This is a genomic window from Chitinophaga vietnamensis, assembly GCF_902167635.1.
Classification (GTDB): domain Bacteria; phylum Bacteroidota; class Bacteroidia; order Chitinophagales; family Chitinophagaceae; genus Chitinophaga; species Chitinophaga vietnamensis.
This window is the reverse complement of the sequence record NZ_CABHMS010000005.1, coordinates 137191-161145: the sequence shown is the minus strand read 5'-3', so window position 1 is coordinate 161145 and position 23955 is coordinate 137191. Positions and strand designations below refer to the sequence as shown.

Sequence of the window (23955 nt, the reverse complement as noted above, 5' to 3'; positions counted from 1 at the left end):
AGCCATGAAAAGAAAATTCGTATATATATCAGCGTTAGTACTGCTGGCCACCGCACCAGGTTGCAAAAAATACCTGGAGCAGGTACCCGACCAGCGCACCGATGTGAACAGCCCTTCCAAAGTAGCGGAACTGCTTACCAGCGCCTATCCCCGCGCCAACTATATTCCTTTCCTGGAAGCAATGAGCGACAATGCGCAAGATAAAGGCGTCGCTCCCAACGACATCGTGAACCGTGAATCATGGAAATGGAACGATGTACCTTACCGGGAAGAAGATTCGCCCGACTTCTACTGGCAAAAGGCCTATGCCGCCATCGCCGCTGCCAACGAGGCTTTGCGCGTGATCGGCGAAGCATCCGATCCTGCCAGCTATGCTGCCAGCAAAGGCGAAGCGCTGCTCGCACGCGCCTACGCGCACTTCATGCTCGTTACCATCTATGCTAAAGTCTACAACCCCAATACTGCCGCCTCTGATCCCGGCATCCCTTATGTAACCGCTCCGGAGAACGTAGTAACGGGCAAGTATGAACGAAAAACAGTGAAATACGTGTATGATATGATAGAGAAAGACCTGACAGAAGGATTACCGTTGATAGATGATAACTCCTACAAAGGCGCTCCCTCTTATCACTTCACCAGGGCGGCTGCACACGCCTTCGCCACCCGTTTCTATCTCTTCAAAAAAGATTATCAACAGGTAGTACAACATGCCAATCTCACATTTCCTTCCGGCAACGCATTGCCTTACCTGCGTCCGATCAACTCGCAGGAATTTCAGGGACTGGAGCCGCTGGTGAAAAGAAAAGTATACACGCAAGCCACCACCAAAGCCAATCTCCTGCTCGTGGAAACCGCTTCCCTGTGGGCAAGATCGCTGCGCAGCAATGCCTATGGCTGCGATGTGAACATCCTGCAAGGCGTAGTATGGGGCAATAATTCCACCGGGGGCCTCTATGGCTTTATGTTCTATGGCACGCCGGAAACCTATTTCACGCCCAAGTTCAATGAGCTGTTCATCAGAACAGATATCAATGCCAATATCGGTAATGCCTATGATATGGTGCCGTTGCTCACCGCAGAAGAAGTGCTCTTCAACCGTGCCGAGGCCAACACCGAACTGGGTAACTACGATGCCGCCATCGCCGATCTCAATACGTATGCCAGTCAACGTATGATCATCGATCAAAACGCGCACAACTACTACGATCCTGTAGCGCACAAACTCACCCGCGACAAGATCACCAATTTCTATGGCACAGTAGACCTGAGAGCCGCGCTCATCAACAATATCCTCGATTTCAAAAGGGTAGAGTTTCTCTTCGAAGGATTGCGCTGGTTCGATATCCTGCGTCACAAACTTCCGGTAACACATAATACCCGCGATAACAAAACCAGGATGACCCTCGGTCCGAACGATCCAAGACGGGTAGTACAGATACCGCAGGAAGCGCAGAGCTCCGGCCTTGAACTCAATCCCAGATAATCTCTCAATAAAAAATTATGAAAACAAGATATTCACTTCCCATACTTTTTATCTGCTGCATGATGACTTTGTTATCCTGCCATAAAAAAGATGACCTGGACGTCTCCAATCTCTTCCCGAATAAATACCCTGATCCTACGGTGCTGGATCAATGGCTCATCTCCAATTATCTCAAACCTTACAATATCGATGTAAAGTACCGCTGGCAGCCATTTGAGGTGGCTACCAACAAGGTGATCATCCCGGTAAAAGAAGATAAGGTACAACCTGTGATGGATATCATCCGTCAAACATGGATCAAGCCTTATAGCGATGTTGCCGGTATGGATTTCTTCCTCACCTATTGTCCCAAACAATTCGTATTGGTAGGCAGCGCCATCTATAACTCCGATGGAACTATTACCCTTGGTGAAGCAGAAGGCGGCAAGAAAATACTGCTCACCCAACTCAATTATTTCGACCGCCAGGATAAAAATTTTGTAGAACAGATGTTACATACCATCCATCACGAATTTGCGCATATCCTGCACCAGACTGTTTTCTACCCGCGTGAGTTCAAAACCATCACTTCCGGCGGCTATACGGCCACCTGGTATAACACCTCCCCGCAAACCGCGCTGGATATGGGTTTCGTTACCCCTTATTCCCGTGCCGCCTTCGACGAGGATTTTGTGGAGATGACTTCCACCATGCTGGTAAAAGGCAAAGATGGTTTCGATGCCCTCGTGAGCAGCGCCGCTCCCGACGGGCAGGCCAAACTGAAGCAGAAAGCCGCCATCGTACGGAACTACTTCCAGGACAGCTGGAAGATCAATTTCGATACGTTACAGGCCAAAACCTATCAGGCCATCCTCAACGCTACCAAATAATATCTAACAATCACGCCTATATGAAAAATATTCTCATCACCGGTCTGTTGTTCTGCTTCGTGCTGGCCGCCTGCCGGAAAAATGACGATACCTCCATCTATGGCCAGAAGCCGGAAGAGCGGATGAATCAGATACTCAACACTTACAAAACGCAGCTCACCGGCAGCCCTAACGGCTGGAGAGCCTATCTGTACCCGGGCAATGGCCGGGGCTACGGCTTTTACTTCAAATTCGCCGATAACAACCGCGTAAATATGCTTGGCGATTTCACCGCGCAAAGCGGCGCCTCCATACAGGAAAGCTCCTACCGGATGCAATCCGTGCAGAGGCCTTCCCTCTTCTTTGATACTTACAACTACCTTCACCAGCTCGCCGACCCTGATGGCAGCGTGAACGGCGGGCCAGACGGGACGGGCCTTTCCTCCGATTTTGAATTCGGATTCGATTCCACCCGCACGGATACCATCCGTCTTACCGGCAATGTGTTTAAATCACAACTCATCCTCATCAAAGCATCCAAAGCAGAAGAAGATGCCTACAAAGCAGGTCAGCTGAATAATATCAAAAAGAAAGTGAGCGATTATCTGGCGGTTAACAGTTTGCTCAACCTGCAAACACCGGTGGATAAGCCGGTGCAGTTCATCATCAACAGAAGCAGGCGTGTATTGTCGCTATTGTATGAAGATAGCAGCAAGGTAAAAGTGGCCACTTACGCTTTCGCTTATGGCACCAACAGCTTGTTCCTTGACAAGCCCCTTGTGTTTAGCAACCTGCGTTTCCAGGAAGTGTTCTTCGATGAAACGACCAGCCAGTTTTACTTCCAGCAAGACGGCAAGCGCAGCAACCTGGTACCCGCCAGCAAACCCGCTTTCCCGCTGAGCAAGCTGATAGGCATCACCTACTCCGGCATCAGGATCACCGATGCCACACTGGTGGCCTCTTCCGCGAGCTTCGTAACAGCTTACAAGAAAGCGCAGCAAAGTATCCTCGCCATGCCTTACAATATCTACCTCAAACGTACAGATATCATATTCGATGTGAACGCCGGACAGATGGTGATCGATTATGTATTGGGAAGAGGCGCCATCGAATTCCATGCGCCATTCCCCTTCTCTTACATCCTGCGGCCTGATGGTACTTTCAAGTTCATGCCCGGCGATGTGACCAGCGGAAACAGCCAGCTGCTGATCCCTTCCGTAGCGCCGATCAATAACAAGTTCGCCAGCGACCGTTTCTCTGCCGACTTCTACACCTCCGCCGCTACGGGCCTGTTGGGACAGCTGATCAGCCAGGACGATACACAATATTTTATGGCTGGCGCCCTGCAATAATCTCATCTGTAAAAGAAAATATCATGAAACAACTCACACTATATACACTCGTGCTACTCCTTGCTGCCAGCGCCTGTCGCAAGGATAAGAACGAAAGCTATGCGGTAGAAAAATCTTTCACCGATCCGCAACGTACGCTCGATTCTTTCAGCAAAGCGCTGCAAACACCCGCTGATGGCTGGGATGGCTACCTCGCACCTGGCAACGGGCAGCTGTACCACGTATATCTCCAACTGGACAGTAACAAAAAAGAAGTGACCATGTACAGCGATGCAAGCGCTGAAAGTGGCGCCACGCCTGCCAAAAGCAGCTACGCATTAAATGTAACACAGGCTATAAACGCCTCCATCACCTTCCGGGAGGGCTCCGGCTTGGGTAGCATCCTCGTCGATGGCAAACGTACGCCCGACAGCACCTTCTCTTTCAGCTACAGCCAGGGCGATACCATGGTGTTACTCGGTAACCGCTATGGCGATCAGCTCACACTTTTTAAAGCCTCCGCCACCGCCAAAGCCAGCTATACCAGCGGTAAACTTGGCGCCGCAGTGAGCGCCATCGGCACGTTCCTGAAACCCGGCGACTTTAAAACATGCTACACCAAAAATGATTCGTCGTTGGTGCTTGCCAGCAACGCATCCCGCATCTTCGGATTTTACACCGTAGGCTCCAATCTCGCGCTGGACAAGGCCATGACCGATTTTGCCTACAACACCGATGGCATCACGCTGCGCAGGCCACTTACGGTAGCAGGCACGCAGGTACGCGCCCTCTATTGGGATGATAGCAAAGGCACCTTATATGCGCTCATCGGCGGAGAAAAAGTGTACATCGTACTCAGGAAGATTCCTGTTATTCCGCTGCATTACTTGCTGGGAGCGGAGTTTCCGAACGAGATATCGGCTGTTACACCATTATACGAAAACCTTCCCGGATGGTCTACCGATTTCTTTAATCTGTGGGTACAACTGCATAATAATCTTCAGAAGAGCGGCCTGTTGTTGTACGCTATCGAAAGTGAGGCATTGGTCAACCAAAATGTTTTCAACTTCAACGTGTATTTTGCACAGGGCACCAAGTTGTATCTTGGCCAGTTCCAATACAAATTCACCAAAACGGTAGATGGCACTTATACCTTTACAGCAGTTAAGCCAAGCGGTAATGCAGCCATCATTGCGCCAATGGTCAAACCCTTTACAGATCTGCTTTCGCAGAATCATTTCAAAGTAGACTATTACTACGACCAGAAAGGCGGGATATTGTTAGGCAAGATCATTTGTGTAGAGAAATCAACGATCTACTGGACGGGATTCTTTGGCTCCTATGTCAACGGATAACTACTCCATAAAAAAGGTGCTGAATATTCAGCACCTTTTTTATTAGTAAGCTAACAATTCTTTTATCGCCGCTTCCACTTTATCCGCGTTTGGCAGCATCGCCGCTTCCAGCCCCATGTTGAGCGGTACGGCTGGCAGATCCATGGCGCCGAGGGTGAACACGGGTGCGTCCAAGTATCTGAAGCAATGTTGTTGTATCCTTCCTGCCAAAGCCTGTGCGAAAGAGTTGTTCAGTTGCTCTTCAGTAAGCACGAGGCATTTACCGTGTTTCTTCACCGTTTCATAAACGAGTGCTTCATCCAGCGGGAAAAGGGTGCGCAGGTCTATGATCTCCACATGGCCGGGAAATGCTCTGGCAGCGGCTTTGGCCCAATACACCCCCATACCGTAGGTGAGGATGCAGCAGGAATGGCCATTGGCTACATCTCGCGGATGCGCCGCCTGCACAATATTTCCTTTTCCTAATGGCAGTATGTAATCTGCGGCTGGTTCCACCATCATGGCATCCTGTGTGCCAGGCACTTTGCTCCAGTAGAGGCCTTTGTGTTCGAGCATCACTACCGGGTTAGGATCGAGGAAAGCCGCTTTCAGCAAGCCTTTCATGTCTGCCACATTGGAGGGATACACTATTTTGATCCCTTTGATACTGAGCAGGGTGGATTCCACGCTGCCGGAGTGATAGGGGCCGCCGCCGCCGTAAGCCCCGATAGGCACACGTATCAGCGTTTGCACCGGATATTTTCCGTTGGAGAGATAGCATGATTTTGATATCTCGGTAACGAGTTGATTAAATCCCGGGTAGATGTAATCCGCGAATTGTACTTCCACGATGGGTTTTACGCCGGTGGCAGATAATCCTGCTGTGGAACCGATGATATAGGCCTCTTGTATGGCGGTGTTGTATACGCGGTGGTCGCCGAATTTTTCCCCAAGCGTGGCGGCTTCGCGGAAAACGCCGCCCAGCCGGCGTCCTACGTCCTGTCCGAACAGGATAGCTTCAGGATATTGCTGCATGATCTCTTCGATCGCATGCAGGGCAGCATCTACCATCACTACTTTGTTGCCGGTGGCAGGTGTGCGGATACCGCTTTCAGTGGTAACGGGCGTCGGCGCAAACACGTGCTCCTGCACGGTTTGCGGCGAAGGCTCTGGAGCGTTTACGGCTTTATCGAAAGCTGTTTGTATATATTCAGCCGCTTTGCGGTCAATGTCTTCCAGTTCAGTTTCGGTGATACCTTTCTTCAGCAGCAGTTGCCGCAGTTTAGGCAGCGGATCGTTTTTGGCGTGCTGCGCAAGATCTTCCGGGGAGCGATACCACTCTTTGCGTACGCCGGAGGTGTGATGCCCGAGCAGCGGCACGGCGGCCTGCACGAGTATGGGTTTACGTTCGTGCCGCACATAGCGTATTGCCGCATCCATGGCGGCGTGGCAGGCTTCATAATCGCTGCCGTCTACACGCATGCGTTCCAGTCCTTTGAAGCCGGCGGCATATTCATAGGCATCCATGGCGCGGGCTTCCGCTGCCGTTACAGAGATGCCCCAGTCGTTATCCTGTACGAGGTAGATGATTGGTAATTGCTTCAATACCGCAAATTGCAGCGCTTCGCTCACTTCTCCTTCTGTTACGCTACCATCGCCGAGGGAGCATAATACCACTGGCAATTCGCCATCAGGGCCGGTTTGCAGCAATGCGGACTGTATCTGTTCGAGGTATTGTACGCCTTGTGCCATACCGGTGGAAGGAATGACCTGCATGCCGGTGGCGCTGCTCTGATGTGGTATCCTGGGCTTGTCTGGCTGGCGGCTGTTAGGGTGGCTGTAGTAGGATCTGCCACCGGAGAAGGGATCCTCTGCTTTCGCGAGGAGTTGTAGCATGAGCTCATAAGGTGTGAAGCCCATGGCCAACAGCATGCTTTCATCGCGATAGTAGGGGCTTACAAAGTCCCACGGTTGCAATTGCAGGCCGGTGGCGATCTGTATGGCTTCATGGCCCCTTGAGGTGGAGTGCACATATTTGCAGATGGCACGGTTGGCCTCATAGATGGCCGCCATGTGCCCCGCTTCACACATCAGCCGGTAGGCTGTCAACAATTCTTCCTGTCCGCCCATATTCCTCGCCGCTTCGATGGCCGGCGCTTTTAAAGTTGAAACGCTTGTACTATCTTTAAACACGGTAAGACTGTTTTGGTGATGCCTGTGGTAAAAAAGCAAAATAGTTGCAATAGCAACTATTGCTAATGCAAATTAATGAATATGACTGATACTTTCGTCAGTAATCCATCTTTTTTTAAGCTGGATGCTACCCTTAAAAAATTGCGTAATTATTGGCAGAAGATGTTCGATGCCCAACAAAAAGACATCACCGTAGATCAATGGTTATTGATAGAAAATCTGTACAAGCACAAGAAAACAACCCACAACGAGCTGGCGCGTAATACCTCCAAGGATATTACCACCATTTCCCGCATCATTGAATTGCTGGTAAAGAAGGGATTGGTGAAGAGAGAGGCCGATAGTATCGACCGCCGTAAAGTATATTTACAGCTCACACCCGAGGGTACGGAAAAATACAAAGATGTGAAACCCCTGGTGCACGACATGCGCAAGATTGGCTGGAAAGGCCTCACAGAAGCCGATTACGCAGAACTCACCAGGATACTTGATACGATTTATAGTAATGTTCCAGGTAAATAATTTAGGGATTTTTTGATTTACAGATTTTCGGATTTAGTATCGGGCTTAATAGCCCAAATCCCCAAATCCGTAAATCAAAAAATTCGTAAATCATCTCACAGAGAACTCCAGCAGGCTTTCCTTCTCAATAAATGCTTCAAAGTTGTCGCCAATCTCGGCGGGGCCTACGCCGGCAGGGGTTCCTGTATAAATGAGATCGCCGATGTTCAGCGTAAAAAAACGGGAGATATAAGATACCAGATGATTGAAATTGAAGAGCAGGTCTTTGGTATTGCCTTCCTGTACCAGGGTTTTGTTCTTATACAAACTGAAGTTGATATTGCCCAGGTCCATCTCTGGTGTGATAGGCAGGAATTTCCCTACGATAGCAGAGTTATCAAACGATTTAGCAATTTCCCATGGCAAACCCTTTGCCTTCTGTTGTTCCTGAAGATCGCGTGCGGTGAAGTCTATCCCTACAGATAGCTGATCATAGTATTTATCTGCAAATTTTTCCTGTACATGCTTGCCATTCTTGCTCACCCGCAGCACCAGTTCGCACTCGTAGTGCAGGTTGGTGGTGAACTCGGGGTAATAGAACGGATGGTTATTTTGCAGCAAGGCGTTCTTGGGTTTCATGAACACTACAGGCGCTGCTGGTATTTCATTCTTTAATTCCTTGGCATGCTCGGCATAGTTTCTACCTACGCAAATAATCTTCATAATGCGTTTATTTAGCGTCTAAATTTAAACAGTTAGCACCCTAATATACAAATTTACTTTAGAGCCGGGTAAGTCAGGTTGTTATAGGTGTTCATCGTACGGGCCAGGCCGATGAAGGCAAAGCTCTCGATGATCTCTGTACACTTCTCTATTTTCTCCTGTACTACCGGCTCTTCTATCGTTTTCCATTTACCCAGTACAAACTCCACCTGGCGGCCTTTCGGATAGTTGTTGCCGATACCGAAACGCAGGCGTGGATATTGGTTGGTGCCCAGCGATTCCTGAATGCTCTTCAAGCCGTTATGCCCGGCATCGCTGCCGCCGGGGCGGAGGCGCATCACATCCAGGGGTAATGCCAGCTCGTCTACGATCACCAACAGATTTTCGATCGGTATCTTTTCCTTGTCCAGCCAGTATTTGATGGCTTTGCCGCTCAGGTTCATGTAGGTGGTGGGTTTGATCACCACAAATGTTTTCCCTTTCCATTTGCATTCTGCCACATCGGCCAGGCGGTCGTTATGGAAGGTGGCGCCATGTTTGGCTACAAAAGCATCTGCCACGTCAAACCCGATATTGTGGCGGGTATGGCGGTACTCCTCTCCTATATTGCCTAATCCGGCTATCAGATATTTCATAATTTAAATTAAAAAGCCTTCCGCAATGCGAAAGGCTTTTTTTGAAAAATATTTCTAAAAGATTATTTCTTTTTAGCATCTTTTTCAGCGGTAGCTTCTTCCTGACGCAGCTGACGGGTCATTACCACAGAAGCGATCGGAATACGCGGAGAGTTGGTGATCTCGATACCTTCGATTTTCACATCTTCTACGCGGATGTTAGCGTTCAGTTCCAGGTTATCGATATTTACTTCGATGTTCTCAACCAGGTTCTTAGGCAGTGCTTTTACTTTCAGCGCTTTCAGTTTGCTTACCAGTTTACCACCGGCTTTCACGCCTGCTGACTGACCTACCAGTTTGATCGGCAGGGTTACCAGTACTGGTTTGTCTTCTACCAGTTCCAGGAAGTCAACGTGTGCCAGTTCATCGGTCACTACGTCGAATTGCAGGTCTTTCAGTACGCATCTGTAAGTTTTGCTGCCCAGTTTAATTTCTGCCAGCTGGAATGCAGCAGTGTATACCAGGTTTTTGAAAGCTTTTGCAGGCGCTGAGAAGTTCACAGTTTCTGCACCCCCGTAAATAACGCAAGGCACTTTTTCCTCAGAACGGATCTGGCGGGTGGCTTTTTTGCCGAATTCGCTCCTGAGTTCTCCTTCGATGGTTATTGTTTTCATTTGTTTAAACAATTTATATTGATGATAAAAAAACGTTGTTATCAATCCGACCTGCGCTGGCTGTGAATGAACAGGCTGGTGATGGATTTATTCTCGTGCATATTGCGGATGGCTACGGCGAAGAGGTCAGCAACAGAGATCACTTTGATCTTCCCGCTTTCCGGTCTGATAGGAATGGTATCGCAAACCACGATTTCTTCCAGTACAGAATTTTCGATGTTTTCGTACGCCTTGCCGCTGAAAACGGGGTGTGTACAAAAAGCGCGTACGCTTCTGGCGCCTTTTTCTTTCAGCAGGTTAGCTGCTTTGGAGAGTGTGCCTGCCGTGTCGCAGATATCGTCAATAAGCACAATGTCCCTGTCTTTCACATCACCGATCACCACCATTGAAGCAATTTCATTGGCACGCTTGCGGTGCTTGTCGCAGATCACCATTTCGGCGTTGAAATAGGAGGCTACTTCACGCACCCTGTTGGTGCTACCTACGTCAGGGGACGCAAAGGTAAGATTTTCCAGCTTTAAATTCTCTATATAAGGAATAAAAATCGCGGAACTATCCAGGTGATCCACCGGGATGTCAAAGAAGCCCTGTATCTGCGGGGCATGTAAGTCCATGGTAATCACGCGGTTGGCGCCTGCCGAAGTAAGCAGGTTGGCCACCAGTTTGGAGCCGATAGCTACACGTGGTTTATCCTTCCTGTCCTGGCGCGCAAAGCCGAAATAAGGGATCACCGCCGTAATATAGCCCGCAGAAGCGCGTTTGGCAGCATCGATCATCAACAGCAGCTCCATCAGATTATCTGAAGGCGCGTTGGTGCCCTGAACAAGAAAAACATAGTCGCCGCGGATACTCTCCAGGAAAACAGGCTGGAACTCGCCATCACTGAATTTCTGGATCTTTACTTTACCAAGCCCGTTGCCATATCGTCTGGCAATTTTCTCTGCCAACGCAGGATTACTGTTTCCTGTGAAGATTTTTACTGAAGGTTGCATACTGGATACTAGTGGAAAAGAGGTTGCAAAACTATGATTTTTGGTGCATCAGCAGGAATTTTTTCCCCTAAAAATCTTATAATCAAAAAATTATGATCATAACATTCACAATATCAACATTTTTCAAAACGCGGCAGGGGTATATTTTTTTCTTCTGCAAAATAGCGAATAACACGTGATCCAGCGTATATTTGGTAAAATGTTGGATGGTATGTTTGTGAATGTTAACCCTGCTACGCCCCACGTAGCTATCCGCTATTGGTCAGACGATGACAAACCCAGAGAAAAGTTAATGAATAATGGCCCCGCCGCCCTCAGCGATGCGGAACTGCTGGCGATTTTACTGAACAACGGCTATAAGCGGAAATCCGCCATAGACCTGGCCCGCGAAATATTGCGCATGGCCAGCAACAATCTTTCGGAACTGAGCCGCCTAAATGTAAAGCAACTGCAAAAGCTGCAAGGCATGGGCGCCGCCAAAGCCGTTACTGTTGTAGCCGCCATGGAACTGGCCCGGCGCAGGCAAGCAGGGTCCATGCACCGCAAAACCGTTATCCACAGCGGTTCCGATGCCGCCCTCTTTTTCAAGCCACTCCTCGCCGATCAATATTTTGAAGCATTTTATGTGATGTTCCTCAACCACGCCAACCGTGTGCTACACTACCGCTGCGTCAGCAATGGCGGCATGTCCAGCACCGTAGTGGATCCCAAGATCATTTTCCGGGAAGCCCTGGAAGCCCATGCCACCAAGCTGCTGCTCTGCCACAATCATCCTTCCGGCAGCCTGCGGCCCAGCCAGGCCGATATCCGCGTCACACACAAAATAAAAGAACTGGGCCACCTCTTCGATATCGAAGTACTGGACCATATCATCGTGTCGCAGGCCGGATACTACAGCCTCGTGGAAGAAGGCGTGTTGTGATTTTGGAATTTTGGAATTTGGAGAATTTGGAGATTTTGGGATTTGAGGATGTGACACTCCCTGATCAAACAAAATCTCTAAATATCTAAATCACTAAATGACTAAATGTATTTACTTTCGCATTTATTTATTCAGTTCCAATATGCTCAAAATAGGAATCTTCGGGGTGGGACACCTCGGGAAAATTCACCTCTCTCAGCTGGTAACCATGAAAGACGTGGAAGTGGTAGGCTTCTATGATCCCAGCAATGCCAACGCGGCCAGCGTAGCAGAGCAATACAATATCCCACGCTATACCGTAGCCGAAGAACTGATACAAGCGGTAGATGCCATCGATATTGTTGCCCCTACCACGCTGCACTTCAAATTGTGCGAACTGGCTATCCGTAATGGCAAACATATCTTTGTAGAGAAACCCATGACCAACACCATGGAAGAGGCTAAAACACTGGTAAAACTGGTGGATGAAGCCAATATCAAATTCCAGGTAGGCCACGTAGAACGCTTCAATCCTGCGTATCTCGCACTGAAAGGATATGATCTCAAACCGATGTTCATCGAAGTACACCGCCTGGCAGAATTTAATCCCCGCGGCACCGATGTAAGCGTGATCCTCGATCTCATGATCCATGATATCGATATCGTGCTCAGTATCGTAAAATCTTCCGTGAGCCGCATCTCCGCCAGTGGCGTAGCCGTGATGAGCGACACGCCCGATATCGCCAATGTACGCATCGAATTCCATAACGGATGCGTAGCCAACCTCACCTCCAGCCGCATCTCCCTGAAGAAAATGCGTAAAATGCGCCTCTTCCAGAAAGATGCCTACATCGGTATCGATTTCCTCGATAAGAAAACAGAAATCATCAAATTGAAAACACCAGCAGATGAAGGCCTGTTCACCCTCGATATCGAAACCAACAGCGGCAGAAAAACCATCGCCATCGACAACCCGGAGATCAAGCAATCCAATGCCATCCGCATGGAACTGGAACTTTTCCGTGATGCCATCCTTCATAACAAACCAGTGGTGGTAAACGCGATAGACGGCCTGCAGGCGCTGGATGTAGCCCACCAGATATTACAGAAGATCAATAAAGGCCTGTCGGAAGCGCCGGCCGCCAAATAAATTCATGTAAAAACTATAGCCAGGCATTTCAAAGAAAATTTCTACCCATGAAATATCTGTACTCATGCCTGGCTATAGTTATCTTCTTGTCTGCCTGCATGAACTCCCAATAAATAAATCCGTAAATCAAGAAATCCGTAAATCAAAAAATGTTCACATCATCAATGCGGCAGCGATCACAAGATCGAGCGGCCGGGTGATCTTGATGTTGGCCTCCTCTCCCGCCACCAGGTGCACCGGGCGCCCCAGGCGCTCCACTACGGTAGCTTCGTCGGTAAACAAAGGATCATAAGGTAGTTCAAAGGCGGGCAGTATCCATTCAGAGAGGAAGGTTTGCGGGGTTTGAATGATCTTATAACGTTCACGGTCCAACGCTTTGTTAGCGGCGCCGTCCACTTCGCGGATACTGTCTTTCATATCGATCACGGGAATGGCGCTGCCATGCGCGATAGTTTCCTCATAACAGGTACGCACCAACGAAGATGATACCAGGGGCCTTACGCCATCATGTACAAACACTACGGCATCGTCCTTCACTTCCTGTAAACCGTTCTTTACGGAATGGAAGCGGGTTTCGCCGCCCTTTACAATCGTCACATCGGGCAATTGTTCAAAGGAGCGCAGCACTTCATTGGCCATGCTGAAATGCGCTTCAGGCAATACCAGCACGATCTTCATATCGGGGAAGGCATTGGCAAAAGCGGCCATGCTGTGATAGAGCACCGGTTTGCCGCAGAGGTCGAGGAACTGTTTGGGTACAGCGCTCTGCATGCGGGTACCAGCGCCGCCTGCAACGATAATGGCTATCTTCTTCCGTGGTTGCATCTGTGATTAAATTCTACTGCAAGATATAAACAAAAAATCCTCTTGCGGGGCAAGAGGATTTTTATCAATGTGGTTGTCATCAGATGATCAGCATGGCATCACCATAGCTGAAGAAACGATATTTCTCTTTGATGGCCTGTTGGTAAGCTTCCATGATCAGGTCGTAGCCGGCAAAGGCGCAGGTCATGATCAGCAGGCTTGTTTTAGGCAGGTGGAAATTCGTTACCAGCGCATTAGGGATGGCGAAATCATAAGGAGGATGGATGAAGGTATTGGTCCATCCTTCGGCTGCTTTCAGGTGGTTCTGGGCAGTTACAGAAGATTCCACGGCACGTACGGAAGTAGTACCGATGGCGCAGATCCTGCGGTTTTCTTCTTTCGCTTTGTTCACCACTTTCACCGCATGTTCATCGATGAGGAAGTACTCAGCATCCATTTTGTGTTTGCTCAGGTCTTCTACCTCGATCGGGCGGAAAGTGCCTAAGCCCGTGTGCAGCGTTACTTCTGCAAACTTCACACCTTTGATCTCCAGGCGTTTGATCAGCTCACGGCTGAAGTGCAAACCCGCTGTGGGCGCAGCAACAGCGCCTTCGTACTTTGCATAAACGGTCTGATAACGCTCTTTATCTTCTTCTTCCGGTTTACGTTTGATATACTTGGGCAGTGGTGTTTCACCAAGGGTATCCAGTACCTGCTTGAACTCATCATCATTGCCCTCAAATAAGAAACGGATGGTACGGCCTCTTGAAGTGGTGTTATCGATCACTTCTGCCACCAGCGATTCATCATCGCCGAAATACAATTTGTTACCTACACGTATTTTACGCGCAGGGTCTACGATTACGTCCCACAGGCGGTTTTGCTTGTTCAGCTCACGCAGCAGGAACACCTCGATTTTTGCTCCCGTTTTTTCTTTACGACCATACAACCTCGCAGGAAATACCTTGGTATTGTTCACAATCATTACGTCCTTGTCGTTGAAATAACCAAGGATGTCTTTAAATACTTTGTGTTCAATTTTTCCGGTAGTGCGATTTACCACCATCAGGCGTGACTCATCTCTTGTCTTGGAAGGGTGCTGGGCGATCAGATTTAAAGGGAGATCGAATTTGAACTGTGATAGTTTCATATTACGGTATGAATAAATTTTTAAGCTCGCAAAAGTACTAAATTTATCTGGTCCATCAAAAAATCATCTAAAATAACTATATATCAGCTTTTTACACATTAAATGCCTTTAGGTATGGCAGCAATCAGCTGCCGGGTGTACTCATTTTGCGGATGGTTATACACTGCATCAGCAGGGCCGCTTTCTACGATCTTTCCTTTTTGCATCACCATCATCCGGTCGCTGATAAAGCGGACTACAGAGAGATCATGAGAGATGAATATACAGGTGAAACCAAACTCTTCACGCAAGCTGATGAGCAGGTTCAGCACCTGTGCCTGTATGCTCACATCCAGCGCAGCTACCGATTCATCGCAGATGATGAAGGAAGGCGCTACCGCCAGCGCTCTTGCAATAACGATGCGCTGTCGCTGCCCGCCGGAAAACTCATGCGGGTAACGATGAAAATGCTCAGGCAGCAGGTTTACCTTCAACAACAGCTCTGTTACCTTCTCACGCTGCGCTCGTTCGTTGCCATAGAGGCCATGTACCTGCATTGGCTCCAGGATGGCCTTGCCGATGGGCTGCCTCGGATCCAGCGATGCATAAGGGTCCTGGAAGATGAGCTGCATATCTTTACGCAGGTGGCGCATGCCTTGCGGAGAGAGGCTGCGCAGATCCTGCCCTTTATAAACAATTGTACCCCCGGTTGGTTCTATCAATCGCAATAATGAACGGCCCAATGTTGTTTTCCCGCATCCCGACTCTCCTACCAGCCCCAGTGTTTCACCGGTGGTGACGGAAAAGCTCACCTCATCTACCGCTTTGCGCCATTGCAGCACCTTTCCGGTGAAGCTGCGCTTTACCGGGAACCAGGTACTGAGGCCGTTCACTTCCAGCAAAGGCGGACTGGCAGCCAGTTTGCGGGCACGCTCTTCCAATGCGGATTCGCTGATCACCAATGAATTGACCAGTTCCTTTACAGCGCCGCTTTTTTCGTATATCCTTCCCTGTGAGTCGGTGTCCATAAAGTCGCGGGTAACAGGCAGGCGGCGCAGGCGCTTGTCCAGCGGCGGCCTGCAGGCCAGCAGCCCTTTCGTATAGGCGTGCTGTGGCTGCCGGAACACCTGTTCCACCGGGCCTTGTTCCACAATATCTCCTTTATACATCACGATCACGCGGGAGGCGATCTCGGCTACCACGCCAAGGTCGTGGGTGATGAAGAGCACGCTCATATCCAGCTCCTGTTGCAGTTCGCGGAGCAGCGCCAGGATGGCCTTTTGCACGGTCACATCCAGCGCGGTGGTGGGCTCGTCGGCGATGAGCAGCTTAGGGCCGCAGGAAATGGCCATAGCAATCATCACACGTTGTTTCTGTCCGCCGGAAAGCTCGTGCGGATAACGGTCCATCACCTGCGCAGGATCGGGCAGCTTCACTTGCTGAAAGAGCGCGATAGCCTGTGCAGCGGCGGCTTCGCGGGAGATGTGTTTATGTAAGCGGATGGCTTCCGTTACCTGGAAACCGCAGGTGAGCAAAGGATTGAGGGAGGTCATGGGCTCCTGGAAGATCATGGCAATCTCATTGCCACGATAGGCGCGCATTTCAGGGAGAGGCAGCTGAAGGAGGTCTATTGCCTCTCCAGCGGCGCCATTATATAATATTTTGCCCGCAGCAATATTACCGGGATGCTGCACGAGGCGCATCAGCGAGAGAGCGGTCACGGACTTGCCCGAGCCGGATTCTCCCACTACGCCTACGATCTCGCCTTTACCAATGGAAAGGGAGATCTTGTTAACAGCAGTAATTGTTTGGTTGTCTGACCGGAACTTCACTTCCAGGTCCTGTATCTCTACCCGCATGGTAAGCATGGGTGGAAGATACACAATAATTCCTAGAAGCGCAGGTGCTTCACGGTTTGGTGACTGTCGATCAGCTTCTGCAAAGAGTCGATACCGATTTTCAGGTGGCGTTCAACAAATTTGCTGGTCACTTTCTTATCGCTTTCTTCTGTTTTCACGCCTTCCGGTATCATGGGTTGGTCGGATACGAGCAACAGCGCGCCGGTAGGTATTTTGTTGAAGAAGCCAACAGAAAAGATGGTAGCTGTTTCCATATCTACGGCCATGGCGCGTATTCTTTCAAGGTATTGTTTGAATTCGGCGTCATGTTCCCACACGCGGCGGTTGGTGGTGTAGCAGGTGCCGGTCCAGTAATCATGGCCGGAATCGCGGATGGTGGTAGATATTGCTTTTTGCAGCGCAAATGCAGGAAGGGCGGGCACTTCAGGTGGGAAGTAGTCGTTAGAGGTACCTTCACCGCGGATCGCTGCGATAGGCAGGATCAGGTCGCCGATAGCATTTTTCTTTTTGAGACCTCCACATTTGCCAAGGAATAATACGGCTTTGGGCGAGATGGCGGACAGCAAGTCCATCACGGTAGCCGCGCCGGGGCTTCCCATTCCGAAGTTGATGATGGTGATATCGCCTGCGGTAGCGCATTGCATTGGTCTTCCAACACCAACCACCTCTACTTCATTCCATTCGGCGAACATCGTTACATAATTGCTGAAATTGGTGAGGAGAATGTGGGAGCCAAAGTTCTCCAGTTTTTCACCTGTGTAGCGGGGCAGCCAATTAGCTACAATTTCTTCTTTTGTCTTCATAGCCTTTTGACACGCAAATATAAGGTTTTGTTCGCTAATCACCACAACATAGTGCTATCTTCGCACCAGTGGTTCATGTACTAAATCCGTTCAAGCCTTGATCAGCATTCAATTTCCTGCGCCAGATTTTAAAATTGTTAAGAATGGCGATAAAGAGCTCATCTTCGATCGTTTCCGGAAGAAATACGTGACGCTTACACCGGAGGAGTGGGTAAGGCAGAACTTCCTGCAATATCTCGTGCGGGTATTGGCTTATCCGTCTTCCCTGATCGGGATAGAAAGGGAGATCTTGCTGGGAGAGATGAAGAAGCGCTTCGATATTGTGGTGTATAACCGCGAGATGCAGCCCTGGATGTTGGTGGAATGTAAGGAGATGAATGTGCCGCTGAGCCAGCAAACGCTGGAACAGGTGGTGCGCTATAATATGGTGATCCCGGCCAGCTACCTGGTGATCACAAATGGCCTACACACTTTTTGCTGTACCTGGCACGATATGCAATGGCGCTTCCTGACGGAGTTGCCGGGTTTCGCATAAAACAAAGACCTCTGCCTGGCGGGCAGAGGTCTTTGGCTATAACAGTTATAACTATACGAAAATCAAGGGAAGATACCCAGTTGCTCGTAAGCAGCGCCTACCTTATTGATAGCGCATACATAAGCAGCGGTACGCATATCGTGGATCTGCGGATTGGAGAGCATCACATCGCGTACTTCGTGGAGGGCGGCGTGCATGGTTTCTTCGAGACCGGAGTATACCAGGTCTACTTCATCGGCGCCATGCGCGATGAATTTCCTTTCTTTGTCAGACACTTTTTTACCGGTCAGGTCTTCGATGGTCTGGAGGATATGGATGTTCATATTCTCGTCGAAGCGTTTACCCAAACGGCCATAACGCACGTGGCTCAGGTTCTTCAGCCACTCGAAGTAAGAAACGGTTACACCGCCGGCGTTGAGGAACATGTCTGGCACTACGATCACACCTTTTTTGTTGAGGATTTCGTCGGCTTCAGGCGTCAGCGGGCCGTTAGCGGCTTCGCCGATGATCTTGGCCTTTATGTTAGGCGCGTTGTGTTTGTCGATAACGTTCTCCAGCGCGGCAGGGATCAGTATTTCGCAATCCAGTTCCAGGCCATCTGTGTTCTTGTTAAGCATGGTGGAGCCAGGGAAATTGATGATGGAGCCGGTTTCTTTTTTGTGTTTCAGCACGGCATCAGGGTTGAGGCCATTTTCGTTGAAGATGGCGCCATCCCATTCGATGAGGCAGATCACTTTGGCGCCTGCTTCATGGAAGTATTTGGCGGCATGGTAACCCACGTTACCCATACCTTGTACGATCACGCGTTTGCCTTCGATGCCGGTAGTGAGGCCGAGGCGGTCCATATCTTCCTTGATGTTGCACAGTTCGCGCAGGCCGTAGAATACGCCGAGGCCGGTAGCTTCTGTACGGCCGCGTACACCGCCCTGTGATACAGGTTTACCGGTTACGCAACCATATCCGTCAATTTCACCGGGGCGCAGGCTCATGTAAGTATCGAGGATCCAGCTCATTTCTCTTTCGCCGGTGCCGTAATCAGGTGCAGGAACGTCGGTACCGGGGCCGATAAAGTTTTTCTTTACCAGTTCAGCAGTATAACGGCGGGTGATCGCTTCCAGCTGGAACGGAGTGTAGTTGCGGGGATTGATCTTCAGGCCGCCTTTAGCGCCGCCGAAAGGCACGTTCACGATCGCGCATTTGTAGGTCATCAGAGAGGCCAGTGCCATCACTTCATCCTGGTTTACTTCATCGCTGAAACGGATACCACCTTTACAAGGCAGCTTGTGATGAGAGTGTTGTACGCGGTAAGCTTCGATTACCTGTACAGTATCTCCTATTCTTACCGGGAATTTGATCTGGTATACTGCGTTGCAGGCTTTGATCTGCTCAAGGATACCTTTGTCCCATTTGGTGAATACAGCGGCTTTGTCAAAACTTCTCTCCACACTCTGGAAGAAGCTATAATGCTGATCTTGCGACATAGTATTATATTGTTGTTTTGGTATAATGATTAGATTTTCTACTGATTTTTCTCACGTTCTTCCAGTTTGCCGATCTTCCTGTCGAGATTGATGAGGAATAATACGATGCCGAGGAAGATGATCACCAACACGCCTACGATCACATAAATTTTGCCGTTGCTGCGGAAAAACTCATTCACAGGACCTGTTTCTGTGTCCTGCTGTTGCGCGTTTGCCAGCACGGAGACGAGCAGCAGCAAAACGGTAAGGCAGCAGGAAAATGCTTTTTTGATCATTTAAAAATATTTTTAAGCTCTAATTTTTTGTAGCGCACCACGAGGGTGTAAATCCATACGCTCAGCAGCGTCCATCCGATGAAGGCGGGATAGAGCACCATTTTCATGGTACCGTCCGTGTCTTTGGAGGCGAAACCCGGTGTAGAGGCGCTTCCCGGATGGAGAGAGTCTACCATTCGGGGAATGATATAGGTGAGCGGTATTAGCAATGCAAAGGCGAAGACGTTGAAAACTGCGGATATGCGTGCCCGTTTGTCGAGGTCCTGGATAGACATGCGCAGCACCAGGTAAGCCAGGTAGATGAGGATGGCGATGGCTGTGCACATTTGTTTCGGATCGCTGGTGAGGGTACCGCCCCAGGTATAGGTGGCCCAGAGTGAACCGGTAGCAAAGCCCATCAGGCCGAACAGCGCGCCCACACGGGCCGCAGCGGCAGCATATACATCTCTCTTCAGATCATATTTTGACAGGAAAAGCAGGGAGTTGACAACAGAGATGGTGAACATGGTGTACATACATATCCACATCGGCACGTGAAAAAACAATCCGCGGGATGATTGTCCGTTAGTTCCTATTATCGGTATCTTAATAGTGAACCCGGCGATAATTACATAAATAAGAAGCAGTATCGCCAATGCTTTCCACCAATGTCTGGCCATTTTTTAGCAGCTATATTCCGGGGCAAACCTACACGTTTTATCCCTAATCACAAAGATTTTCAGCGATTTTAAGTTTATCAAAAATCATCAAAAACCCTTTAAATATCATTTACAGAACGACGCCTTTTCTTTGATGTTTCACTAGTGTCAGTCTTTCCAGAGGAAAGGGAAGAGGATCATGGAGAGCGCAATCACAAGGATATCCATTCCGCCGAGCAGGAAGAACATGCGGGGAAGGCCGGGCTGGTAGACGGTAATGAATGCCGACAAAGAGATATTAGCCAGCAACATGAGGATGGGCATGATCAGCGGGAAACCCATCACCGCCATCAGTGCGGCATTGTGGTTGGCCTGGGCCGCAATGGCCGCCAGCATGGTAAAGAGCAGCGACAAGCTCACCCCTCCCAGCAACACAATGCTCATAAAATACAAAGGATTATACAGGGGATTACCCAGGAAGAGGAGGCTGCAACCCAGTGCTATCAGGCTCATCACGATCATCAGCACCACATTGTAGATCAGCTTGGCGGCAATGAAACAACGGGGATGCACCAGGGAATAGAAGTACAGCAGTCGCCCACGGCTCTCCTGCATAAAGCTCTTGGCGATCGCATTCACCGACACGAAGAGCTGGATCACCCAGAAAAGCGCGTTCCACAATTTATCATCCGGCCGCCCCATCATCAGGTTGATCACAAACACCGTGGACACAATGTAGAGCAACACGCCGTAAAAAGCGTACTGCTGGCGAAATTCCAGCAAGAGATCTTTTTTAACGAGCGTGAGCGTTTGATGTATGGCAGATCTTCTTTTCATGGGAGGGCAAAGATAATTAATAAATGCAGATGTGCCGGAATGCCGTTGGCAACCTAACACATCTGCATTTATTAATTCCTTATATTGCGCAGATGAAAAAGATACTGGTCGCCAACCGCGGAGAAATAGCATTGCGTATCATGCGTTCGGCACATGAAATGGGTATTAAAACAGTAGCTGTATATTCCGAGGCAGACCGCACCATGCCTTTCGTTCAATATGCCGACGAGGCAGTATGCATAGGGCCAGCACCTTCCAGCCAGTCTTATCTTTTAGGAGAAAAGATCATTGCAGTAGCTAAAGAGAAAGGGGTGGATGGTATCCATCCCGGTTATGGCTTCCTGAGTGAAAACGCCCGCTTTGCCCAGCTGGTGGCTGATGCCGGCATTACTTTCATCGGCCCTTCCGCCAGCTCCATCGAGATGATGGGCAGCAAGCTGGCCGCCAAACAGGCTGCACAAAAATTCGGCGTGCCCATGGTACCCGGTACCGAAACCCCGCTACGCAGCGTGGACGAGGCCCGGGAAGTGGTGAAGAAAACCGGTTTTCCCATTCTCATCAAGGCCTCCGCAGGCGGCGGCGGTAAAGGCATGCGCGTAGTGAATGCTCCCGAAGAACTGGAAGAACAGATCCGCATGGCTAAAAGTGAGGCCATGAGCGCATTTGGCGATGATGCCGTATTCATCGAAAAATATGTAGGCGCACCACGTCATATTGAAATACAGGTGCTGGGCGATCAGCATGGCAATTATGTATACCTCTTCGAAAGGGAATGCTCTATCCAGCGCCGCCACCAGAAGCTGATTGAAGAGGCGCCCTCTTCCTGTCTCACGCCCGCCATCCGCGCCGCCATGGGCAAATGCGCAGTGGACGTGGCTAAAGCCTGTAACTATTACGGCGCAGGCACCGTGGAGTTCCTGGTAGATGAACAACTGAATTTTTATTTCCTCGAAATGAATACCCGCCTGCAGGTGGAACACCCGGTAACAGAGCTGATCACCGGGCTGGACCTCGTAAAGGAACAGATCAAAATAGCCCGCGGCGAAAAATTATCTTTCACACAGGAAAGCCTTACCATCAATGGTCATGCGATCGAACTCCGCATCTGTGCGGAAGATCCGGCCAATAACTTCCTGCCCGACACCGGCAAACTGGAAACCTACATCCGGCCACAGGGCTATGGTGTAAGGGTAGACGATGGCTATGAGCAAGGCATGGATATCCCTATCTTCTACGATCCTATGATCGCGAAACTGATCGCCTGGGGCAGCAACCGCGAAGAGGCGCGCCACCGCCTGATCCGCGCCATCGAAGAATACCAGGTGAAAGGCATCCGCACCACCCTGCCTTTCGGGCACTGGGCCTTACAGCAGCCACCATTCATCAAAGGACAGTTCGATACCAATTTCATCAGTAAATATTTTACGCCCCAATCCTTGCAGGAACACCATGAAACGGTGAGCAAAGTGGCCGCCATCCTGGCTGCACAACTGTGGCAGCAGGATCAGGTAGCTTTACAACAAGCTGCTTTACAGACATCCGGACAAACATCCGCCTGGAAAAAAAGAAATACGTTACGATAATCCGTAAAGTATGTTAAGATAAGTTAAAGTGCTTTCTCAAACCGGGAAATCGTCTACCTTTGCGACACATTTTTTATGGTACGTACACTTATACTCAATATCATCGACTTCTTTTACCAGCCATTCCGGAAAGTCATGCCGCTGCAAACCTTCCGCTACCTGGCCTGTGGCGGAGGCAATACATTGCTGGATATATGCCTGTACTTCGTTTGCTATAATTTTGTGTTGCATCAGCAGATGGTGCATCTGCCATTCCTCAGCATCAGCGCGCATATCGCGGCGTTGTTCATGTCGATGGCAGTAACTTTTCCTATAGGCTTCCTGTTGAGCAAATATGTGGTGTTTTCAGACTCTAACCTGAGAGGACGCGTGCAGCTGTTCCGTTATTTTGTGCAGGTAGCCATCTGCATCATGCTCAATTATATCTTCATGAAACTGTTTGTGGATCATCTCCACTTCTACCCTACTATCGGTAAAATATGTACTACCGCACTGGTAGTGATCTTCAGCTATCTCGCACAGAAAAAATTCACGTTCAAAGTGAAAAATATTTAGGGATGTAAGAATGTGAGAATTTACGAATTTAGGGATTTAGGGATTTGTAAATTCGTAAATCCGTAAATCCGTAAATTCTCACATTCTCACATCCCTAAATTTCAAAATAACAATGTCTGCAACGCGGCTCGTAGAGGTCTTTTTCGCCGAGTAGCAGGGTATCTTTTGTAGATGATTTACGGTAGGAATAATTGGCGATGTGACCGCATTTCACGCAGATAGCGTGTAGTTTGGTGATATAATCCGCCTTTGCCAGCAGGAAAGGCATCTGGCCGAAAGGTTTGCCGGTATAGTCCATGTCAAGGCCGGCAACGATTACGCGGATGCCGCGCAAGGCCAGCTGGTCGCACACATTGGGCAGCTCTCCATCAAAGAACTGCGCTTCATCGATCCCCACAACATCTACCTCCTGTGCCAGCAACAATATCTGCTGCGAGTTTTCCAAGGGGGTAGAGATAATTTTATTTTCATCGTGCGATACAATGCTCTGTTCGTCGTAACGCGTGTCCACAGCGGGTTTGAATATCTCCACCCGGAGATTGGCGATGCGGGCGCGTTTCAGGCGGCGGATCAGTTCTTCCGTTTTACCGGAGAACATAGAACCGCATATCACTTCTATCCAACCTCTTCGTCCTCCTGCAAGAGAAGGTTCAATAAACATATTATACTATTTTGATTATTAATTGGTTAAAATATTCTACTTTTATGCAAA

At 49.4% G+C, this 23955-nt stretch carries 24 protein-coding genes; 10 read left to right on the top strand and 14 right to left on the bottom strand.

The features are described 5' to 3' along the window. The first annotated feature begins 4 nt into the window (after positions 1 to 4). From FPG75_RS14820 to FPG75_RS14805, 4 genes are read left to right on the top strand one after another with little or no spacing between them, the layout of a single operon-like run. Positions 5 to 1483 (top strand): RagB/SusD family nutrient uptake outer membrane protein, encoded by a 1479-nt coding sequence (locus FPG75_RS14820; protein WP_143307647.1) that lies wholly within the window; start codon positions 5 to 7, stop codon positions 1481 to 1483. Between the two features lie 17 nt (positions 1484 to 1500). Continuing rightward, complete coding sequence (locus FPG75_RS14815; protein ID WP_143307646.1) at positions 1501 to 2352, top strand: zinc-binding metallopeptidase; 852 nt, start codon at positions 1501 to 1503, stop codon at positions 2350 to 2352. Positions 2353 to 2372: 20 nt separating this feature from the next. After that, a complete protein-coding gene (locus FPG75_RS14810; protein ID WP_143307645.1) occupies positions 2373 to 3683 on the top strand; it encodes a DUF4302 domain-containing protein in 1311 nt (436 codons plus the stop codon). A 23-nt stretch (positions 3684 to 3706) separates the two neighbouring features. After that, positions 3707 to 5017: a DUF4302 domain-containing protein gene (locus FPG75_RS14805; RefSeq protein WP_143307644.1), complete on the top strand. Its 1311-nt coding sequence runs from the start codon at positions 3707 to 3709 to the stop codon at positions 5015 to 5017. 42 nt (positions 5018 to 5059) lie between these two features. Here the strand turns inward: FPG75_RS14805 and FPG75_RS14800 are convergent, their stop codons facing one another. Continuing rightward, a complete protein-coding gene (locus FPG75_RS14800; protein WP_236652799.1) occupies positions 5060 to 7189 on the bottom strand; it encodes an alpha-ketoacid dehydrogenase subunit alpha/beta in 2130 nt (709 codons plus the stop codon). Between the two features lie 81 nt (positions 7190 to 7270). On the opposite strand from FPG75_RS14800, the gene FPG75_RS14795 reads away from it, so the two are divergent. After that, a complete protein-coding gene (locus FPG75_RS14795) occupies positions 7271 to 7711 on the top strand; it encodes a MarR family winged helix-turn-helix transcriptional regulator (protein ID WP_161596814.1) in 441 nt (146 codons plus the stop codon). A gap of 90 nt (positions 7712 to 7801) precedes the next feature. Here FPG75_RS14795 and FPG75_RS14790 read toward each other — a convergent pair whose 3' ends face one another. The 4 genes from FPG75_RS14790 to FPG75_RS14775 all read right to left on the bottom strand — a co-directional run bounded on the left by FPG75_RS14790 (position 7802) and on the right by FPG75_RS14775 (position 10693). Then, positions 7802 to 8413, bottom strand: coding sequence for a fumarylacetoacetate hydrolase family protein (locus FPG75_RS14790; RefSeq protein ID WP_143307642.1), 612 nt, complete (start codon positions 8411 to 8413; stop codon positions 7802 to 7804). Between the two features lie 53 nt (positions 8414 to 8466). Then, on the bottom strand, positions 8467 to 9048 hold the full coding sequence (pth, locus tag FPG75_RS14785) for an aminoacyl-tRNA hydrolase (protein WP_143307641.1): 582 nt from the start codon (positions 9046 to 9048) through the stop codon (positions 8467 to 8469). Positions 9049 to 9110: 62 nt separating this feature from the next. After that, positions 9111 to 9701 (bottom strand): 50S ribosomal protein L25, encoded by a 591-nt coding sequence (locus tag FPG75_RS14780; protein ID WP_143307640.1) that lies wholly within the window; start codon positions 9699 to 9701, stop codon positions 9111 to 9113. A 41-nt stretch (positions 9702 to 9742) separates the two neighbouring features. Further along, positions 9743 to 10693 (bottom strand): ribose-phosphate pyrophosphokinase, encoded by a 951-nt coding sequence (locus FPG75_RS14775; RefSeq protein ID WP_143307639.1) that lies wholly within the window; start codon positions 10691 to 10693, stop codon positions 9743 to 9745. A 211-nt stretch (positions 10694 to 10904) separates the two neighbouring features. On the opposite strand from FPG75_RS14775, the gene radC reads away from it, so the two are divergent. After that, the gene (gene radC / locus FPG75_RS14770) at positions 10905 to 11615 is read left to right on the top strand and encodes a RadC family protein (protein ID WP_143307638.1); all 711 of its coding nucleotides are present in this window, start codon (positions 10905 to 10907) and stop codon (positions 11613 to 11615) included. Positions 11616 to 11757: 142 nt separating this feature from the next. Beyond that, positions 11758 to 12744: a Gfo/Idh/MocA family protein gene (locus FPG75_RS14765; RefSeq protein WP_143307637.1), complete on the top strand. Its 987-nt coding sequence runs from the start codon at positions 11758 to 11760 to the stop codon at positions 12742 to 12744. Positions 12745 to 12897: 153 nt separating this feature from the next. Here the strand turns inward: FPG75_RS14765 and FPG75_RS14760 are convergent, their stop codons facing one another. The 4 genes from FPG75_RS14760 to FPG75_RS14745 form a co-directional block, all read right to left on the bottom strand. Beyond that, entirely contained in the window at positions 12898 to 13569 is a 672-nt protein-coding gene (locus FPG75_RS14760) for a 2-C-methyl-D-erythritol 4-phosphate cytidylyltransferase (RefSeq protein WP_143307636.1), read from the bottom strand. Positions 13570 to 13648: 79 nt separating this feature from the next. Next, complete coding sequence (gene queA / locus FPG75_RS14755) at positions 13649 to 14698, bottom strand: tRNA preQ1(34) S-adenosylmethionine ribosyltransferase-isomerase QueA (RefSeq protein ID WP_143307635.1); 1050 nt, start codon at positions 14696 to 14698, stop codon at positions 13649 to 13651. Between the two features lie 98 nt (positions 14699 to 14796). After that, positions 14797 to 16545, bottom strand: a complete 1749-nt coding sequence (locus FPG75_RS14750; protein ID WP_143307634.1) for an ABC transporter ATP-binding protein — start codon at positions 16543 to 16545, stop codon at positions 14797 to 14799. Positions 16546 to 16568: 23 nt separating this feature from the next. Further along, entirely contained in the window at positions 16569 to 17339 is a 771-nt protein-coding gene (locus FPG75_RS14745) for an AMP nucleosidase (protein WP_143307633.1), read from the bottom strand. A 97-nt stretch (positions 17340 to 17436) separates the two neighbouring features. Here FPG75_RS14745 and FPG75_RS14740 point away from each other — a divergent pair, with 97 nt between their 5' ends. Next, a complete protein-coding gene (locus FPG75_RS14740; protein WP_143307632.1) occupies positions 17437 to 17874 on the top strand; it encodes a type I restriction enzyme HsdR N-terminal domain-containing protein in 438 nt (145 codons plus the stop codon). A gap of 62 nt (positions 17875 to 17936) precedes the next feature. Here FPG75_RS14740 and FPG75_RS14735 read toward each other — a convergent pair whose 3' ends face one another. The 4 genes from FPG75_RS14735 to FPG75_RS14720 form a co-directional block, all read right to left on the bottom strand. Continuing rightward, positions 17937 to 19355, bottom strand: coding sequence for a Glu/Leu/Phe/Val family dehydrogenase (locus FPG75_RS14735; RefSeq protein WP_143307631.1), 1419 nt, complete (start codon positions 19353 to 19355; stop codon positions 17937 to 17939). A 38-nt stretch (positions 19356 to 19393) separates the two neighbouring features. After that, on the bottom strand, positions 19394 to 19630 hold the full coding sequence (locus FPG75_RS14730) for a CcmD family protein (RefSeq protein ID WP_143307630.1): 237 nt from the start codon (positions 19628 to 19630) through the stop codon (positions 19394 to 19396). Next, positions 19627 to 20289: a cytochrome c biogenesis protein CcsA gene (gene ccsA, locus FPG75_RS14725; RefSeq protein WP_143307629.1), complete on the bottom strand. Its 663-nt coding sequence runs from the start codon at positions 20287 to 20289 to the stop codon at positions 19627 to 19629. Before ccsA ends, FPG75_RS14730 begins: the two co-directional genes overlap by 4 nt. A gap of 147 nt (positions 20290 to 20436) precedes the next feature. Then, positions 20437 to 21105 carry a heme exporter protein CcmB gene (locus tag FPG75_RS14720; protein ID WP_143307628.1) on the bottom strand — a complete coding sequence of 223 codons (669 nt, stop codon included), beginning with the start codon at positions 21103 to 21105 and terminating at the stop codon, positions 20437 to 20439. Positions 21106 to 21197: 92 nt separating this feature from the next. Here FPG75_RS14720 and accC point away from each other — a divergent pair, with 92 nt between their 5' ends. Together accC and FPG75_RS14710 are read left to right on the top strand one after the other, a co-directional pair. Further along, positions 21198 to 22688, top strand: a complete 1491-nt coding sequence (accC, locus tag FPG75_RS14715) for an acetyl-CoA carboxylase biotin carboxylase subunit (RefSeq protein WP_143307627.1) — start codon at positions 21198 to 21200, stop codon at positions 22686 to 22688. 75 nt (positions 22689 to 22763) lie between these two features. Next, positions 22764 to 23243 (top strand): GtrA family protein, encoded by a 480-nt coding sequence (locus tag FPG75_RS14710; RefSeq protein WP_143307626.1) that lies wholly within the window; start codon positions 22764 to 22766, stop codon positions 23241 to 23243. A gap of 94 nt (positions 23244 to 23337) precedes the next feature. Here FPG75_RS14710 and FPG75_RS14705 read toward each other — a convergent pair whose 3' ends face one another. Further along, a complete protein-coding gene (locus tag FPG75_RS14705; RefSeq protein ID WP_143307625.1) occupies positions 23338 to 23904 on the bottom strand; it encodes a thymidine kinase in 567 nt (188 codons plus the stop codon). Positions 23905 to 23955 lie beyond the last annotated feature (51 nt).